The 16,698-nt window shown below is 67.9% G+C and carries 9 protein-coding genes; 5 read left to right on the top strand and 4 right to left on the bottom strand.

Annotated elements, in window-relative coordinates; all coding sequences use genetic code 11:
• Positions 1–67 precede the first annotated feature (67 nt).
• Positions 68–1,075 carry a LacI family DNA-binding transcriptional regulator gene (locus AC07NN_RS07445; RefSeq protein ID WP_494639085.1) on the top strand — a complete coding sequence of 336 codons (1,008 nt, stop codon included), beginning with the start codon at positions 68–70 and terminating at the stop codon, positions 1,073–1,075.
• Here the strand turns inward: AC07NN_RS07445 and AC07NN_RS07440 are convergent.
• Positions 1,072–1,857: a 3-keto-disaccharide hydrolase gene (locus tag AC07NN_RS07440; RefSeq protein WP_494639083.1), complete on the bottom strand. Its 786-nt coding sequence runs from the start codon at positions 1,855–1,857 to the stop codon at positions 1,072–1,074. The two genes, AC07NN_RS07445 and AC07NN_RS07440, sit on opposite strands and share 4 nt — an antisense overlap.
• Before the next feature lie 224 nt (positions 1,858–2,081).
• On the opposite strand from AC07NN_RS07440, the gene AC07NN_RS07435 reads away from it, so the two are divergent.
• Genes AC07NN_RS07435 through AC07NN_RS07420 form a run of 4 tightly spaced genes read left to right on the top strand, consistent with a single transcriptional unit; the run spans position 2,082 to position 11,175 of the window.
• Complete coding sequence (locus tag AC07NN_RS07435; protein WP_494639081.1) at positions 2,082–3,401, top strand: MdtA/MuxA family multidrug efflux RND transporter periplasmic adaptor subunit; 1,320 nt, start codon at positions 2,082–2,084, stop codon at positions 3,399–3,401.
• A 15-nt stretch (positions 3,402–3,416) separates the two neighbouring features.
• Positions 3,417–6,548, top strand: coding sequence for a multidrug efflux RND transporter permease subunit (locus AC07NN_RS07430; protein WP_494639079.1), 3,132 nt, complete (start codon positions 3,417–3,419; stop codon positions 6,546–6,548).
• Positions 6,545–9,736 (top strand): efflux RND transporter permease subunit, encoded by a 3,192-nt coding sequence (locus AC07NN_RS07425; protein WP_494639077.1) that lies wholly within the window; start codon positions 6,545–6,547, stop codon positions 9,734–9,736. The genes AC07NN_RS07430 and AC07NN_RS07425 overlap by 4 nt, the downstream gene beginning before the upstream one ends.
• The gene (locus tag AC07NN_RS07420; RefSeq protein ID WP_494639075.1) at positions 9,733–11,175 is read left to right on the top strand and encodes an efflux transporter outer membrane subunit; all 1,443 of its coding nucleotides are present in this window, start codon (positions 9,733–9,735) and stop codon (positions 11,173–11,175) included. Before AC07NN_RS07425 ends, AC07NN_RS07420 begins: the two co-directional genes overlap by 4 nt.
• Positions 11,176–11,253: 78 nt before the next feature.
• Here AC07NN_RS07420 and AC07NN_RS07415 read toward each other — a convergent pair whose 3' ends face one another.
• From AC07NN_RS07415 to AC07NN_RS07405, 3 genes are all read right to left on the bottom strand, one after another.
• Positions 11,254–13,473 carry a TonB-dependent receptor gene (locus AC07NN_RS07415; RefSeq protein ID WP_494639073.1) on the bottom strand — a complete coding sequence of 740 codons (2,220 nt, stop codon included), beginning with the start codon at positions 13,471–13,473 and terminating at the stop codon, positions 11,254–11,256.
• 173 nt (positions 13,474–13,646) lie between these two features.
• Positions 13,647–14,900 (bottom strand): gallate dioxygenase, encoded by a 1,254-nt coding sequence (locus AC07NN_RS07410; RefSeq protein ID WP_494639071.1) that lies wholly within the window; start codon positions 14,898–14,900, stop codon positions 13,647–13,649.
• Between the two features lie 9 nt (positions 14,901–14,909).
• The gene (locus AC07NN_RS07405; RefSeq protein ID WP_494639069.1) at positions 14,910–16,622 is read right to left on the bottom strand and encodes a tannase/feruloyl esterase family alpha/beta hydrolase; all 1,713 of its coding nucleotides are present in this window, start codon (positions 16,620–16,622) and stop codon (positions 14,910–14,912) included.
• Between the last annotated feature and the right edge of the window lie 76 nt (positions 16,623–16,698).

The following is a 16,698-nucleotide window of genomic DNA, read 5'->3' as shown; positions in this document are numbered from 1 at the left end:
TCGAAATCATCGATAACAGGGGTCCGCCACCTTGCCAAGGCGCCGCCTAGTCGCCAGTGTCCCGCCAATGGCGACTATTCAAGATGTTGCGCGCGACGCGGGCGTCTCCACGGCGACGGTTTCACGCGTGTTCAGCGCGCCCGAACTGGTGGTGGAAGCAACCCGTCAGAAGGTCATGGAAGCCGTAAACCGGCTCGGCTACGAACCGAACTTCGCCGCCAAGAGCCTGCGCACCCTTCGCACCGAGAAGATCCTGGTCACGGTGCCGGACATCTCGAACCCGTTCTTCTCCCAGGTGATCCGCGGCGTCGAGGAAGCCGCCCTGGCGGCGGGGTATTCCGTGCTGCTGGGCGACACCCGCCACGAGGAGGCCCGCGAGGAGCAGTACGCGGCCATGTTCCGGCGCAAGGAAGCAGACGGCCTGATCTTCCTGGGCCATCGACTGCCCGACGTGCTGGCCGAGATGGTCGCCACCAAGGGACCCAAGACCGCCATCGTCAACGGCTGCGAGTTCCGGCCGGGCCTGGCGGTGTCCAGCGCTCACATCGACAACGACAAGGCCGCCGCCGAGGTCATGGAGCACCTTTACGGCCTGGGCCACGCCCGCGTCGGAGTCATCACCGGACCGTTGGCCAGCCCGATCAGCAGCGACCGCCTCGCCGGCGTGCTCTCGGCCGCCCAGCGCCACGGGCGCGCCAGCGCTCTACGCATGGCCATCGGCGACTTCTCGATCGAGTCCGGCCTGCGCCAGGCCGGCGAACTGCTGGACGAGCCCGGTCGCCCGACCGCGATCTTCTGCTTCAGCGATGAGATGGCCATGGGCGCGCTGGAGGCCATCCGCCGCCGAGGCCTGCGCTGCCCGCAGGACATCTCGCTGGTCGGCTTCGACGACATCCGCTTCGCCCAGTACCTGGACCCGCAGCTGACCACCGTCAGCCAGCCGATGGAGCAGATCGGCCACGAGGTCGTGCGTCTGCTGCTCGACATCCTGGCCGACCGGACCACCGCCCTGCAGAACGTCACCCTGCCCCACCAGCTTGTCGTCCGGTCGAGCACCGCGCCGCCGCCAGCCTAGGGGCGCGGCGCCAGTTCGCGGACCCAGATGTTGCGGAAGCTGATCGGCTCGCTGGGATCGCCGTGGGCCTGCAGCTTGATCGGCGCCGGGCCGTGCGCCTTGTAGGACGGCTTTCCGATATAGACGGTCTCGCCGGCCAGCACCGCGTTATCCTGCACCAGCACGCCGTTGTGCAGCACAGTCACGGTCGCCGGCTTGAGCACGACTCCATCGGCGCCGAACATCGGCGCACGCCACACGATATCGTAGGTCTGCCACTCACCCGGCTTGCGGCTGGCGTTCACGAGCGGCGGATGCTGCTTGTAGACGGAGGCGGCCTGACCGTTCGCGTAGGTCGTGTTGTCATGCGACTCGACGATCTGGACCTCGTAGCCCTCATCGCGCGGCCCCGTGGACGCCAGGAAGACCCCGCTGTTGCCCCTTGCCTGGCCAGCTCCCGTGATGTCGGCCGGGATCCGCCACTCCAGATGCAGCTGGTAGTCGCGGAAGGCGCGCCTGGTCTCGATGTTCCCCCGCGCCTTGTTCACGGTGAAGACGCCGTCCGCGACCGTCCATTCAGCCGGCGACTTGTCCCGGCTTGAGACCCACTGGGCTAGGTCGTGGCCGTCGAACAGCACGATCGCGTCCGAGGGAGCTCCGGCCGCCGTAGCGGCGGGCGCGACAACGGCTGGGACAGGCTTCCAGACCTCGGTGTCCTCCGGTTTGGCCTGCGCCAGGGCCGAAGACGCCGTCACCAGCCCGCCGCCTGCGAGCAACGCGAACGCTAGGGTCTTGGTCGTCATGCGGCTTCGAGGCTCCATGCTTGGTCCAGCCGTCTTAGCCTGACGGACGACCCAATCAAGGCGCGTTGGATTTCCGGACTGAAATCCGACCGCAAACCAGTCCGGCCATCTGAGGACGACAGCGCGCCGCGAGGAACCGCGAAAGCTCAAGCTTCGTTTGGCCAGGGACCACCAAGGTCGCCAAGCCGACATCTCGCAGCGCCACCGCTCGAACCGAGGCCCCGATGCACGAAACCTCCCCCGCTCCCTCGCATCGTCCGGCCGGCCGCAGGGGATTGATCCTTGGCGGGCTGGTCGCCGTCCTCGCGCTGGTCTGCGTGGTTTGGCTGGCCTGGACGCTGCTGCACGGCGACAAGGGCGAAGGCGGTGGCCAGGGCGGCCCGGGAGGTCCCGGCGGCGGTGGCGGCGGACGTCGCGGCCCGGCCAGCACGGTGGCGGTGGCCACGGCGACCGCCACGGACCTGCCGATCGTCATCGAGGCCCTGGGCACGGTGAAGCCGGCCGCGACGGTGACAGTGCGCCCGCAGGTGGGCGGCACGATCACTCAGGTGATGTTCCGTGAGGGCCAGACGGTCCAGCGTGGCCAAGCCCTCGTCCAGATCGATCCCCGCCCCTACCAGATGGCGCTGCTGCAGGCGCAGGGGAACCAGACCCGCGACGAGGCCCAGCTGGCCGCCGCGCGCCTGACGCTCACCCGCTACCAGACCCTGCTGGCCCAAGACTCGATCGCCCGCCAGGAGGTCGACACCCAGGCCGCCACGGTGAAACAGCTGGAGGGCACGGTGATGTCCGACCGTGCCACCGTGGGCACCGCGCGCCTGAACCTCGGCTTCGCGCGGATCACCGCTCCGGTCTCGGGCCGTGTCGGCCTGCGGGTGACCGACGTTGGCAACTATATCGGCGCGGGTGATGCGAACGGCGTCGCTGTGATCACCACCGTCTCGCCAATCGACGTAGAGTTCACCGTCCCGCAGGACGACGTGCCGCGCATCGCCGCCCGTCAGGGCCGCGCCAATGTGCCAGTCACCGCGCTGGATCGCACCCGCACCCAGACCCTGGATCGCGGCAGCTTCTCGACCCTCGACAACCTCGTGGACACGGGCACCGGCACGGTGAAGGCCAAGGCCCGCTTCCCGAACAACGGCAACACCCTGTTCCCCAGCCAGTTCGTCAATGTCCGCATGGAGCTGGACACCATCAAGGGCGCGATCGTCGTACCCGCCACGGCCGTGCGCCAAGGCGGCGACGGCTCGTTCGTCTGGCTACTGAACGACGACAAGACCGTCTCCAAGACCCCGGTGAAGACCGGCCAGGCCACGGGCGTCCAGGTGCAGATCACCGAAGGCCTGAAGGCTGGCGACAAGGTCATCACCGAGGGCGGCGACCGCCTGCGCGACGGCGGCAAAGTCCAGCTGCCCGGCGCCAAGCCGCAAGGCCAGGGCAAGGACGGCAAGGGCAAGGGTGAGCGCCGCAAGCGTGAAGGCGGCGCCCAAGGTCAAGGGCAAGGCGGCGAAGGCCGCCAACGCCAGCAGCGTCCGGAATAGCCCGGGAAGCTGGCGATGAACCCCTCGCGTCCCTTCATCCAGAGGCCGGTCGCCACGGCCCTGTTCATGGCGGCCATCGTCCTGGCCGGCCTGGTCGGCTTCCGGCTGCTGCCGCTGTCGGCCCTGCCCCAGGTCGACTACCCCACGATCCAGGTCCAGACCCTGTATCCCGGGGCCAGCCCCGAGGTGATGAGCCAGACCGTCACCGCGCCGCTGGAACGCCAGCTGGGCGAGATGTCGGGGCTGGCCCGGATGAGCTCGGTCAGCACGGCCGGCGCCTCGATCGTCACCCTGCAGTTCAATCTCGGCGAGACGCTCGATGTCGCCGAGCAGGAGGTGCAAGCCGCCATCAACGCCAGCGGCTCGCTGCTGCCGGCCGACCTGCCTGCCCCGCCGGTCTACGCCAAGGTCAACCCGGCCGACGCGCCAGTGCTGACCCTGGCCATCACGTCGGACACCCTGCCGCTGACCGAGGTGCAGAACCTGGTCAACACCCGCCTGGCCCAGAAGATCAGCCAGGTCTCGGGCGTGGGCCTCGTATCACTGTCGGGCGGCCAGCGGCCCGCCATGCGCATCCAGGCCGATACCCAGGCCATGGCCAGCTACGGCCTGACCCTGTCGGATGTGCAGACCGCGATCAGCGCCGCCAACGCCAACAGCGCCAAGGGCAGCTTCGACGGCCCCACCCGCAGCTACACGATCAACGCCAACGACCAGCTGCTCAGCGTCGACGACTACAAGTCGCTGATCGTCAGCTACAAGGACGGCGCGCCGATCCGCCTCTCCGACATCGCCCAGGTCGTGCAGAGCGCCGAAAATACCCGCCTGGGCGCCTGGGCCGGCAAGACCCCGGCCATCATCGTCAACGTCCAGCGCCAGCCCGGCGCCAACGTCATCAAGACCGTCGACGCCATCAAGGCCAAACTGCCGGAGCTGCAAGCGGGTCTGCCGGCCACTCTCGACGTCCAGGTCCTGGCCGACCGCACCACCGGCATCCGCGCCTCGGTGCACCATGTCGAGATGGAGCTGCTGCTGGCCGTGGCGCTGGTGGTGCTGGTGATCTTCTTCTTCCTGCACAGCCTGCGCGCGACGGTGATCGCCAGCCTGGCCGTGCCGATCTCGCTGATCGGCTCGTGCGGGGTGATGTACCTGATGGGCTTCTCGCTGAACAATCTCAGCCTGATGGCCCTGACCATCGCCACTGGCTTCGTCGTCGACGACGCCATCGTGATGATCGAGAACATCACCCGCCACCTCGAGAAGGGCGAGAAGCCCATGGAGGCGGCGCTGAAGGGCGCGAAGGAGATCGGCTTTACGATCATTTCGCTGACCATCTCGCTGATCGCCGTGCTGATCCCGCTGCTGTTCATGGGTGACGTCGTCGGCCGCCTGTTCCGCGAATTCGCCATCAGCCTGGCCATCACCATCCTGATCTCGGCGGTGGTCTCCCTGACCCTGACGCCGATGCTGTCGGCCCGCTGGCTGACCGCCCATCCGGAGAAGGACGCCAAGGGCGTCAGCAAGAAGACCCAGGACCTCTTCGAGCGCGTCGAGGCCCGCTATGAGACGGCGCTCGCCTGGGTGCTGGAACGCCAAGTGGCGACCCTGGTCGTGGCCGTCGGCACGCTGGTCCTGACCGGCCTGCTGTACCTGATCATCCCCAAGGGCCTGTTCCCGACCCAGGACACCGGCCAGTTGCAAGCTCGCACCGAGATGTCCCAGTCGGTCAGCTACGACCGCATGGCGGCCCTGCAGCAGCAGGCGGCCGAGGCGATCCTGGATGATCCGGCGGTCGAGAACGTCGCCTCGTTCATCGGTGTCGACGGCGCCAACAACGCCATGCTCCACACCGGCCAGATGCAGATCAACCTCAAGCCCGACCGCTCGGGCTCGCAGGAGAAGATCATGCAGCGGCTGCGCGAGCGTGTGGCCAATGTCGCCGGCGTGACGCTGTACCTCCAGCCGACCCAGGACCTGACCATCGACGCCGAGACCGGCCCCACCCAGTACCGCCTGTCGCTGGAAGGCGCCGACACCGCCACGATCAAGGAATGGGCCAGCAAGCTCACGGCGGAACTGGCGAAGGTGAAGGCGGTGCGCAACGTCTATTCGGACGCCTCGGCGACCGGCCAAGCGGCCTATGTCGACATCGATCGCGACACCGCCGCGCGCCTGTCGATCACCGCTTCGGATGTCGACGACGCCCTCTACAGCGCCTTCGGCCAGCGGATCGTTTCGACGATCTTCACCGAGACCAACCAGTACCGGGTGATCCTGGAGGCCAAGCCCGGCGTCCTGACCGACCCGACCACCCTGGGCAATCTGAACCTCAAGACCGGCGGCGGCCTGCCAACCCCGCTAGCGGCGTTCTCGACGATCAAGACGCAACAGTCGCCGCTGCAGGTCACCCACGTCGCCCAGTTCCCGGCCACCACGATCGGCTTCGACACCGCGCCAGGCGTCTCGCTGGGCCACGCGGTCGACGAGATCCGCAAGGCCATGACCCGGATCGAGATGCCGACCGCCGTTACCCACACCTTCCTGGGCGCGGCGGGGGCGTATCAGAACTCGCTGTCGAACCAGCTGTGGCTGATCCTGGCGGCGGTGGTCTGCGTCTACATCGTGCTGGGCGTGCTCTATGAGAGCTACATCCACCCGCTGACCATCCTGTCGACCCTGCCTTCGGCCGGCGTGGGCGCGCTGCTGGCCCTGTGGATCACCGGCAACGACCTGGGCGTCATCGGGATCATCGGCATCATCCTGCTGATCGGCATCGTCAAGAAGAACGCGATCATGATGATCGACTTCGCGATCGACGCCGAGCGCGAGCAGGGCAAGAGCCCGCGGGAGGCGATCTTCCAGGCCGCCATCCTGCGCTTCCGCCCGATCCTCATGACCACCCTGGCGGCGCTGTTCGCGGCCGTGCCGCTGATGCTGGGCTTCGGCGAAGGCGCCGAGCTGCGTCGTCCGCTGGGCATCGCCATCTTCGGCGGCCTGCTGCTGTCCCAGCTGCTGACCATGTTCACGACCCCGGTCGTCTACCTGGCCTTCGACAGCCTAGCCCCCGCCGCGCGTCGCAAGCATACGGATGAGGGCCAGCATCCCGGCCGCGTCGATCCCGACCCGATCCCGGGGGCGCCGTCGTGAACCTGTCCGGACCTTTCATCCGGCGGCCGGTCGCCACCATCCTGCTGACCCTCGGCGTGGCCATGGCGGGCATCGCGGCCTTCTTCGTGCTGCCGGTCTCGCCCCTGCCGCAGGTGGACTTCCCGACCATCTCGGTGTCGGCCAACCTGTCGGGGGCCAGTCCCGAGACCATGGCCTCCAGCGTCGCCACGCCGCTGGAGCGCCGACTGGGCGTGATCTCCGGGGTCAACGAGATGACCTCGCAAAGCTCGACCGGCCGAGCCCAGGTCACCCTACAGTTCGACCTGAACCGCAAGATCGACGGCGCGGCGCGCGAGGTGCAGGCCGCCATCAACGCCGCCCGCGCCGACCTGCCCGCGACGCTGCGCAGCAACCCGACCTATCGCAAGGCCAACCCGTCCGACGCGCCGGTGATCATCCTGGCCCTGACCTCGGACTCAAAGACGCCTGGCCAGATCTACGACGCGGTCTCCAACATCGTCGCCCAGCGCCTGGCTCAGGTCAGCGGGGTCGGCGACGTCGAGATCGGCGGCGGCTCGCTGCCGGCAGTGCGGATCTCAGCCAATCCGTTCCTGCTCAACAAGTACGGCGTGGCCATGGAGGACGTCCGCGCGGCGATACAGTCGGCCAACGCCAACCGCCCAAAGGGCGCGTTAGAGGGTAGCGGCCAGCGCTATCAGATCTACACCACCGGCGCGGGCCGCAAGGCCGCCGACTATGCCGGCCTGGTCGTGGCCTGGCGCGGCGGCGCGGGCATCAAGCTGTCGGACATCGCGGACGTGACCGACAGCGTCGCCGACACCCGCACCCTCGGCCTCTTCAACGGCAAGCCGTCGATCATCGTCCTGATCACCGCCCAACCGGGCGCCAACATCATCGAGACCGTCGACAGCGTCCGCGCCACCTTGCCGGAGCTGCGCGCCCAGTTGCCCAGCGACATTAGCGTGGCGGTGGCCAGCGACCGCACCAACTCGATCCGCGCGTCGCTGCACGAGATCGAGATCACCCTGCTGATCTCGATCCTCTTGGTGGTTGCGGTGGTCAGCGTCTTCCTGCGCAGCGCCCGCGCCACCTTCATCCCGGCGGCGGCGACCATCGTCTCGCTGCTGGGCACCTTCGGCGTGATGTACCTGATGGGCTTCTCGCTGAATAACCTCAGCCTGATGGCCATCACCGTGGCGACGGGCTTCGTGGTCGACGACGCGATCGTGGTGCTGGAAAATACCGCCCGCCACATCGAGAAGGGCATGGACCGCTTCTCGGCCGCCCTGCTGGGCGCGCGCGAGGTCGGGTTCACGGTGCTGTCGATCAGCATCTCGCTGGTGGCCGTCTTCATCCCCCTGCTGTTCATGGGCGGTCAGGTGGGGCGGCTGTTTCGCGAGTTCGCCGTCACCCTGTCGGCGGCGGTGCTGATCTCGCTGGTCATCAGCCTGACCACCACGCCGATGATGTGCGCCTACCTGCTGCGCCCCGAGCGCAAGGACAAGGAAGGCCCGATCGCCCGCTTCTTCGAGCGCGGCTTCGCCTTCGTGCACAAGACCTACGAGCGCAGCCTGGACTGGGCCCTGGCCGCCAAGCCGCTGGTGATCTTCATCCTGGTGGCGGTGATCGCTATGACCGGCTGGCTGTATGTCGCCGTGCCCAAAGGCTTCTTCCCCCAGCAGGACAGCGGCCAGCTGAACGCCGGCATCCGCGCCGACCAGTCGGTCTCGTCCCAGGCCATGCAGAAGAAGCTGCGCCAAGTGGTCGGCATCATCCATAAGGACCCCGCCGTCGACACCGTGGTCGGCTTCACCGGCGGCGGCCGGGCGGGCGGCGGCTTCCTGTTCGTGAACCTCAAGCCGATCGGCGAGCGCAAGGAGAAGGGCTCGGCCGTCATCGCCCGCCTGCGCCCGCAGTTGCAGCGCGTGACCGGCATCAGCGTGTTCCTGAACCCGGTGCAAGACCTGCGCATGGGCGGCCGGCAGAGCAACTCAACCTACCAATACACCCTGAACAGCGACTCCAGCGCCGCCCTCAAGGAATGGGCCGCCAAGCTGGCCGAGGCGATGAAGGGGCACGACGATGTGCTGACCGATGTCGATTCCGACCAGCAGGAGAACGGCGTCGAGACCCTGGTCACCATCGACCGCGACAGCGCCGCCCGCCTGGGTGTTACGCCGCGCGCCGTCGACAACGCGCTCTACAACGCCTTCGGCCAGCGCCAGGTCGCGACCATCTACGAGGACGTCAACCAGTATGCCGTGATCCTGGAGTGGCAGAAGCAGTTCGCCCAAGGCCCCGAAGCGTTGAACGACGTCCACGTGCCGACCCGCCCCTCCAGCACGGCGGCCAGGACCGGTCCCAGCGTCAATCCGGCCCTGCGCGACCAGTCGACCGGCTCGGCCCTGAACACCGCCGCCACGGCCATGACGCCGCTGCCGGCCATCGCCACGGTCGCCCAGAACGCCACCCCGACCTCGGTCAACCACCAGAACGGCGAGCTGGCCACGACGGTCTCGTTCAACCTGGCGGACGGCAAGTCGCTGAGCGACGCCCAGATCGCCGTCGCGGCGGCCGAGGCCGAGATCGGTATGCCGACGTCCGTGCGCGGCAGCTTCCAGGGCCAGGCCCGCCAGGCCAACGACCAGATGAAGCAACAACCGCTGCTGATCCTGGCCGCCATCGTGGCGATCTACATCGTGCTGGGCATCCTCTACGAGAGCTACGTCCACCCGATCACGGTGCTCAGCACCCTGCCCGCCGCCGGTGTCGGCGCCGTGATCGCCCTGCTGATCTTCAAGATGGAGTTCTCGATCATCGCCCTGATCGGGGTCTTCCTGCTGCTCGGGATCGTCAAGAAGAACGCCATCCTGATCATCGACTTCGCGTTGGACGCCCAGCGCAGCCGGGGGCTCACCGCCCAAGAGGCCGCGCGCGAGGCCAGCCTGCTGCGTTTCCGTCCTATCCTGATGACCACCCTGGCCGCCGCCCTGGGCGCCCTGCCCCTGGCCATCGGCTTCGGCGAAGGCGCTGAACTCCGCCGCCCGCTGGGCGTGGCCATCATCGGCGGCCTGATCGCCAGCCAGCTGCTGACCCTGATCACCACCCCCGTGGTCTATGTCTATCTCGACCGTCTGCGCGGCAAGGCGCGCGACAAGGACGAGCGACATCTGGCCCACCACCCGACCTCGCCGGAACCCGCATGATGCCTCGCTCCTCCCGCCTGCTCGGCGCCGCCTCGCTGCTGGTCCTGCTCTCGGCCTGCTCAATGACGCCGGCCTATGAGACCCCCGCCCTCAAGAGCCCCGCTCCGGCGGCGTACAAGGCCCTGGAAGGCTGGAAGACGGCTACCCCGTCCGACCACCTGGATCGCGGCGACTGGTGGACCTTGCTGGGCGATCCGCAGCTGAACGCCCTGGCCGAGCGGGTGAAAGTGGACAACCAGACCATCGCCCGCGCCGAGGCCGCCTATCGCCAGGCCCGCGCCCTGGTCCGCGAGCAGCGGGCCGGCCTGTTCCCGTCGATCGACCTCTCGGGGTCGGCCAGTAAGTCGGGCGGCGGCGGTACCAAGACCACGACCTCGGCCGGCGGCGCCACCAGCGCTGGCGACACCCAGCGCTACCAGGTCGGCATCGGCGCCAGCTGGGAGCCGGACGTCTGGGGCCGCATTCGCGCGGGGATCAGCGGCGCCAAAGCCGGCGCGCAGGCCAGCGCCGCCGACCTCGCCGCAGCTCAATTGTCTGCTCAAGGCGAACTAGCCGCCAGCTATCTGGGCCTGCGCCGCGCGGACACCGAGATCGCCTTGGTCAACACCACGGTCGAGGGCTACCAGCGCAGCCTGCAGATCACCCAGAACCGCTACAACGCCGGCATCGCGCCCAAGTCCGACGTCCTGCAGGCCCAGAGCCAGCTCGCCAACGCCGAGTCGACCCTCGAGGGTCTCGTCCAGACCCGCGCGACCTTCGAGAACGCCATCGCCGTCCTGGTCGGCGAACCGGCCAGCGGGTTCCGCCTGGCCGCCGAGGCGAACTGGAAGCCGGTCGTGCCGGAGATCCCGGTCGGCGTGCCCTCGACCTTGCTGGAGCGCCGTCCCGACGTCGCCGCCGCCGAGCGCCGCGTGGCCGCCGCCAACACCGACATCGGCGTAGCCCGGGCGGCCTTCTTCCCAACCTTCAGCCTAAGCGCCAACGGCGCTTCGACGGCCAGCAAGCTGGGCGACCTGTTCGCGGCCTCGGCCAATACCTGGTCGCTGGGCCTGTCGGCCGCCCAGACCCTGTTCGACGCCGGGGTCCGAAAGGCGCGGGTCGAGCAGTCACGCGCCGCCTATGACGCGACCGCCGCCGACTACCGCCAGATCGCTCTCCAAGCCTTCGAAGACGTCGAGAACCAACTGACGGCCGCGCGTACCCTGGAGCGGCAGTACGCCTTGCAGCTCACAGCCTCCCAGGCCGCCGACCAGACTGAGCAGATGCTGCTGAACCAGTATCGCGCCGGCCAGGTGGCCTATACCGACGTCGTCACCGCCCAGGCTTCGGCCCTGTCCGCCCGCCGCGCCTTGATCACCACGGCGGTGGCCCGTCAAACGACGGCGGTGGCCCTGATCCAGGCGCTGGGCGGCGGCTGGACGGCAGGCGAACTCGGCTAGGAAGACGACCGCCCAATAGCAAAAGGCCCGGCGGGATGCGCCGGGCCAGGTTGCTGCTGCTTCCGAGGGGGACAGGTCTCAGTACCGAAGCCCCAGCCGCACGCCGTACATGCGCGGCTCGCTGATCGCGACCGACGCCGAGTTGACGTAGGTCGCCGAGTACGAACCCGGCGCGCTGATCATCTGCAGGTCGTTCTCGATGTTCTTGACGAAGGCCGCCAACGTGAAGCGCCCGTCGCCGTCGGCATAGGTCAGGGTGGCGTCGGTGCGGGTGAAGGCGTCCTGCTTGAAACGCTTGGCGTTGACGAAATCGCTGGTCAGATAGCCACTGGAGTACTTGCTCGAGACCCGGCCGGTCAGCGACCCGCCGCTCGACAGCTCCCAGACGTGCGAGTAGGCGCCGGTCAGGGCCACCTTCGGCGTCTTGTCCAGGCGAGCGCCCGACCAGTCCACGTTCTGGAGGATGCCAGCCATGAAGCGCTTGTATCCGGAGTGCATGAGGGTCGCCGCCAGGTCGATCGAGTCGTTCGGCGTCGGCTTGAACTTAGCCTCGCTTTCGAGACCGTAGATCGTCACCGGCACCGCGCGGGTGTAGATCACGGTGGTGCCCGAAACCGTGATGCGGCTGGAGACCTGCGACTTCGGATAGTCGTAGTAGAAGGCCGTCGTGTTGATCTGCAGGTTCGACATCGGCCGCCCCTTGTAGCCGACCTCGTAGGCGGTCAGGCTTTCGGGGTTGTAGGTGCCGACCGTGCCGGTGGACGGCTCGAAGTCGTTGAACCCGCCGCCCTTGTAGCCCGTGGCTACCGAGGCGAAGACCATCTGGCCTTCGGCGATCTGGTAGTCGGCGGCCAGGCGGTAGGTCGTCTTCTTGGCGCTCTGGAAGCCGTTGTTGGGCGTGCCGATGCAATCGTCGGGCGCGACGCAGGTTCCGCCCGCCGCGTTCTTCCAGGGGCCGGGGCCGGCCGCGAAGGTGCCGTGGCGATCCACCTCGTCCGACGAGCGTCGGATGCCCGCGGTCAGGTTGAGGCGGTCCGTGGCGTGGAAGGTTCCCTGGGCGAAGGCGCCCTTTGAGGTGTGGATCGTGTTGTTGACGGGATCGATGCCGTTGCGGCTGCCAGCGAGGGTGGCGTTGGTGATCGGAGCGTTCCAGTTATGGTCGCTCTCGTGGATATCTTCCTTGGTGTAGTTGGCGCCGGCCACCCAATCGAAGCGGCTCGGCTCAGCGTTCGACAGCCGCAGTTCGTGCGAGGTGGTCTTCACGTCGCCTCGGTACTGGCGCCAGTTGTAGGTGGCGACGGCCGGACCCGGACCCGTGTAGTTGCCGAACGGATCGTTGGTCGACGACGTGCGGTCATTCGACGAGAAGCTGTGACGCGCCCCGACATAATCCACGGCCACGCCCTGGAAGGCCGTCTTGAAGTCGACGTTGTAGTTGTGGAAGTCCTCGTTGATCTTGCTGCCGAACGGATTGCCGAAGACGTGGCGGGCCTCGCGGCTCGATTTGGTCACGAGGTAGTTGAACGGGACCGTGGTCGTGCCGACCGAGCCGACATGGCCGAAGGTGGTCGAGACCAGCAGGCTGGTGTCGTCGTTGAACTTGGCCAGAGCCGACAGGCGCGCCGAGGTGTCGTCCTGATCGTTGCGGGCCGGCGAGCCGTCGGCGGGATAGACATAGCCGTCGCGCTTGTTGGTGCTCACCGCCGCCCGCACCGCCAGCTTGTCGCTGATGGGCAGGTTCACGAAGCCATCGGCGCGGCGGGTGTTGTAGTTGCCGAACTCAAGGTTCGCCGCGGCCTCGAACTGGTCTTTGGGCTTGTTGGTGATGACGTTGATGGCGCCGCCTGTGCTGCTCTTGCCGTAGAGGGTGCCTTGCGGCCCGCGCAGGACCTCCACCCGCTCCACGTCGAAGAACGAAAGGCCCTGGATCGCGGGACGGCCGATGGCCACGCCGTCGACATTGAACGAGATGCCCTGCTCGCCCTTGCTGGTGGTGTCGGTGGTGGTGATCCCCCGGATGTTGGTGTTCACGCCGAAACCGTCGCGGCCGATGTTCACCGACGGGGCCAGGTTCTGCAGATCCGAGACGCTGACCACGCCCTGGGCCTTCAGCGTGTCGCCATTGTAGGCCGTCAGCGCGATGGGCGCCTTGGAGGCCAGCTCGGTCTTCTTCTGGGCGGTGACAACGACCTCCTCGATCGTCGTGCTCGGCGCGGCCTTTTCATCCGCGAGCGCCTGGGAGGCCAACAAGGCCGCCGAGGCGAAAAGGGCCAGCTTCAGGGCCGAATGGTGAGTCAAATTACCCTCCCTGGGTCGAGACTGGCGACCGTCTCTTGGGCTGCCCGAAGGCGCCTTTGGGTCGCTCGAAAAGCTCTTGTTGAGCTCTCGTCTTGGCTAACAGGGGGATCGGCGGGCGCCGCTATAGATAAAAGCCGGGACCTATAACCGGATCATGCCCTGGTGAGACCCGATTACTTGCGAGCCACCGAATAGGTGATCTTGGCGTTCCGCGTCGCCAGAAACTCGTCCAGGCTCATGCCTTTCATGGCCGCGTAGATCTGCGGATTGGGCACACCGACGACCGCGCCCAGCTTCTCCAGCACGAAGAAGATCGCGCCATAGTGGATCAGGCCGCGCCAATCCCGCTCGCGGATCAGCCGGCGCTCCTCGTCGCTGAGCGACGCGGCTTCGAACTCGGCCTCGGGGTCGACCAGGAAGCGCTCACGCGCCGCCGGATCGACCAGCCCCTGCAGGAAGCGGTTGATGCGGTAGGCCTTGGCGCTGGTCTCCAGCGTGAAGGGATAGGTGCCCTCCAGCGTCTCGGCGCCAGCCAGCTGATGCGCGGCTGCTTCGCGCACTTGCGCGATGTCGGCCTCCGCCGTGTCGTCGCCCTCGTCCTCGTAGAGCACGGTGGCGATCGCGGTCATGGACGGCAGGTAGTAGGCGTGGTGCAGCCGCTTGAGATCGTTCGAGAGCGCCCCCCGCATGATCAGCCACATGATCACCTCGGTGCTTTCGAACCCGCCTAGTCGCGCATAGTCGGCGTGGGTCAGATTGGCCAAGCGCTCTGGATCACGGGCCAGCAGATCGAGGAATTCCTCGTCCCAGGCGGTGTTGTTGAAACCAGCCCGCTCGCCATGGACCTGGTGCGACAAACCGCCGGTCGCGACCACCACGATCCGCGCGTCCTCGGGCCAGGCGTCGATCGCCTTGCGCAGCGCCTTGCCCAGGTTCAGGCAGCGGCGCGCCGAGGGCGCTGGAAACTGCAACACCCCACACTGCAGGGGCACGATCGGGATCGGCCAAGTCTCGTCCGGCGGGGTCAGCAGCGACAGTGGCGACAGGCATCCGTGATCCAGCGGCTTGTGCTGGAACATCGACAGGTCGAAGTCCTGAGCCATGATCGCCCGGGTCAGCCAGCGGGCCAGCGGCGCGTGGCCCGGCACGGGCGGCAGATCGCGCGGCCCGCCCCCCTCGTCGGCGACCTCGTAGGCCTCCCCCACTCCCAGGGCGAAGGCCGAGTAGTGGTCGAACGAGAAGGCGGTGACGTGGTCGTTATAAATCATCACCAGCGCGTCGGGCTTCTTGGCTTCCAGCCACGCCTTCAAGGGCTCGAAGGCCTCGAAGATCGGCGCCCAGACCGGATCCTTCTCAAGGCTGCGGTCGCGGGCGTAGCCGATGGTCGGGGTGTGGGAAACGCCGATCGCGCCGATGAGCTTGGCCATGTCTGATCCCTACGGCTTGGCGCTGGGCGTACAGGAAAGCCCCCGGCCGTCGACCGTGCAATCGCTATGGAAATGTGGGGTCAGAAAGGCGGCCGCATAGGCGTCGCGCGACGCGGGGCCAGTCCTGTAGGCCTGGACCTGGCGCACGAGGTTGGGCGCGGTCGTGGGCGACTCGCCCCGAGGCGGACCGCCGGGCGGAGGACCATGAGCGCCGGCCGGCGGCGGACCGAAGGCCGGCAGGTCGACATGGGCCGCGCTCACCGCGTCCGGAGCCTGGCCGGCCTCGACCCAGGCCATCAGCGGCGTGACGATGTCGAACTGGTTCAGGCCATCGCCGCCCGCGCAGTGATAGAGGCCCGGGAACAGGAAGAGCCGCATCGCGGCGTCGGCCTGGCGCTGTCCCATCTCCTTCACCACCGCGTCGCGGTACGCGATCGTGCCCAGGGGCGAGATGTGCGGGTCCGACCAGCCGTGCCACAGGATCAGCTTGCCGCCTTTGGCCGCGAACGGACGCAGGTCGGTCTCGGTGGCGTCGTACAGCCCGTGCGCCCACGCCAGGGCCTCGAACTGCGCGCCGGTAAACTTGAAGTCCGCCGCCAGACTATAGCTCGCCGGCGGATTGGTCGGTGACATCAGGTACTTCACCGGCTGCTCGGCCATGCCGTAGCTGTTGGGCCGATCTTCCATCGAGCGCGGCACGAAGACACCCGCCCAAGACAGCTCCGAACCCACTTGAGGCTGACCGAAGGTGAAGTGACGCCCCTTCTCGTCGACGGGACCGTCATAGAGCTTGCGCGCGGTCGCGACCTCGGCGGCCGTCAGGCAAGCGTCGGTCGCCTGCCCGTCCTTGCACTGGGCGACGACAGGGTCGAAACGGCAGGCGCGCGGATCGTCGATCAGGCCGTCCTTGGCGCCGTCGGCCCCGTCGCACGCGGCGAGCGCCGCAGCGTGCAGGATCGGCAGCCGCGCGGCGACCAGGACGCTCTTGCCATCCGGTCCGGTGTTCGAGGCGGCCTGCCAGGCGTGGTAGAAACTGTTCTGAACGGTGAAGTACATCGCTGGCGCTCCAGCCGCGATGCCGTTGAAGTCGCCAGGGAAACGCTGGGCCTCCATCAGCCCCTCGCGCCCGCCGTCAGAGCAGCCCGAGAAGTACGAGAATTTCGGTCCCTGGCCGTAGAACCTGGCGATCAGCGCCTTGGAGGCCACGGCGGTCAGGTGGACGCCGCGATAGGCGAAGTCGACGCGGGCCTGCGGATCGTTCCCGAAGGTCTCGTCGCCCATGGCGGCCATGCCGCCCTGCCCCTGGTGGCCCATGTCGGTCGAGGCCAGGGCGATGGCGCCGTCCCTGACCGGCGTGCAGCCATCGGCGTGCTCGGCGCGGATGCTGAGAACACCGCACAGCCCGCCGCAGCCGATCTGCAGATAGCGCTGGGTCCAGCCGTTGGTGGGCAGGCGCAGCTCGAAGCGGATCTTCGGCGCGATCACGCCCTGGACGGCGCAGAAGACCTTGTCGCCGCTACCCGCGACCTTCGCGGAGGTGATCGTGGTCTTGGCTCCGACCGCATCGCTGACATCTGCGGAAGTCAGCGCCTCGCAGGGCATGGTGGGCTTCAGCGGCGCCAAGGCGGCGAGGTTCGGCGCCGGCTGAGCCTGCGCCAGGCCCCAGAAGGCCAGGGCCCCGATCGCCGCCAGGATCGCGCCCTTCGAAAACGCCAACGCCACGTGGTCCTCCCGCCTTGTCCGGCCCCAGAGCCCAAGCCGTTAGCAAGCCCGCGCGACGGCGCCGGTATAACAAAAG

It is taken from the genome of Caulobacter sp. GW821-FHT09H08, assembly GCF_059415885.1.
This window is presented reverse-complemented; position numbering and strand designations above follow the sequence as displayed.

Excerpts from the sequence above, each read along its gene's own strand:
- AC07NN_RS07445 (WP_494639085.1), top strand. The coding sequence starts at position 68 with ATGGCGACTATTCAAGATGTTGCGCGCGACGCGGGCGTCTCCACGGCG.
- AC07NN_RS07440 (WP_494639083.1), bottom strand. The coding sequence starts at position 1,857 with ATGACGACCAAGACCCTAGCGTTCGCGTTGCTCGCAGGCGGCGGGCTG.
- AC07NN_RS07435 (WP_494639081.1), top strand. The coding sequence starts at position 2,082 with ATGCACGAAACCTCCCCCGCTCCCTCGCATCGTCCGGCCGGCCGCAGG.
- AC07NN_RS07430 (WP_494639079.1), top strand. The coding sequence starts at position 3,417 with ATGAACCCCTCGCGTCCCTTCATCCAGAGGCCGGTCGCCACGGCCCTG.
- AC07NN_RS07420 (WP_494639075.1), top strand. The coding sequence starts at position 9,733 with ATGATGCCTCGCTCCTCCCGCCTGCTCGGCGCCGCCTCGCTGCTGGTC.
- AC07NN_RS07410 (WP_494639071.1), bottom strand. The coding sequence starts at position 14,900 with ATGGCCAAGCTCATCGGCGCGATCGGCGTTTCCCACACCCCGACCATC.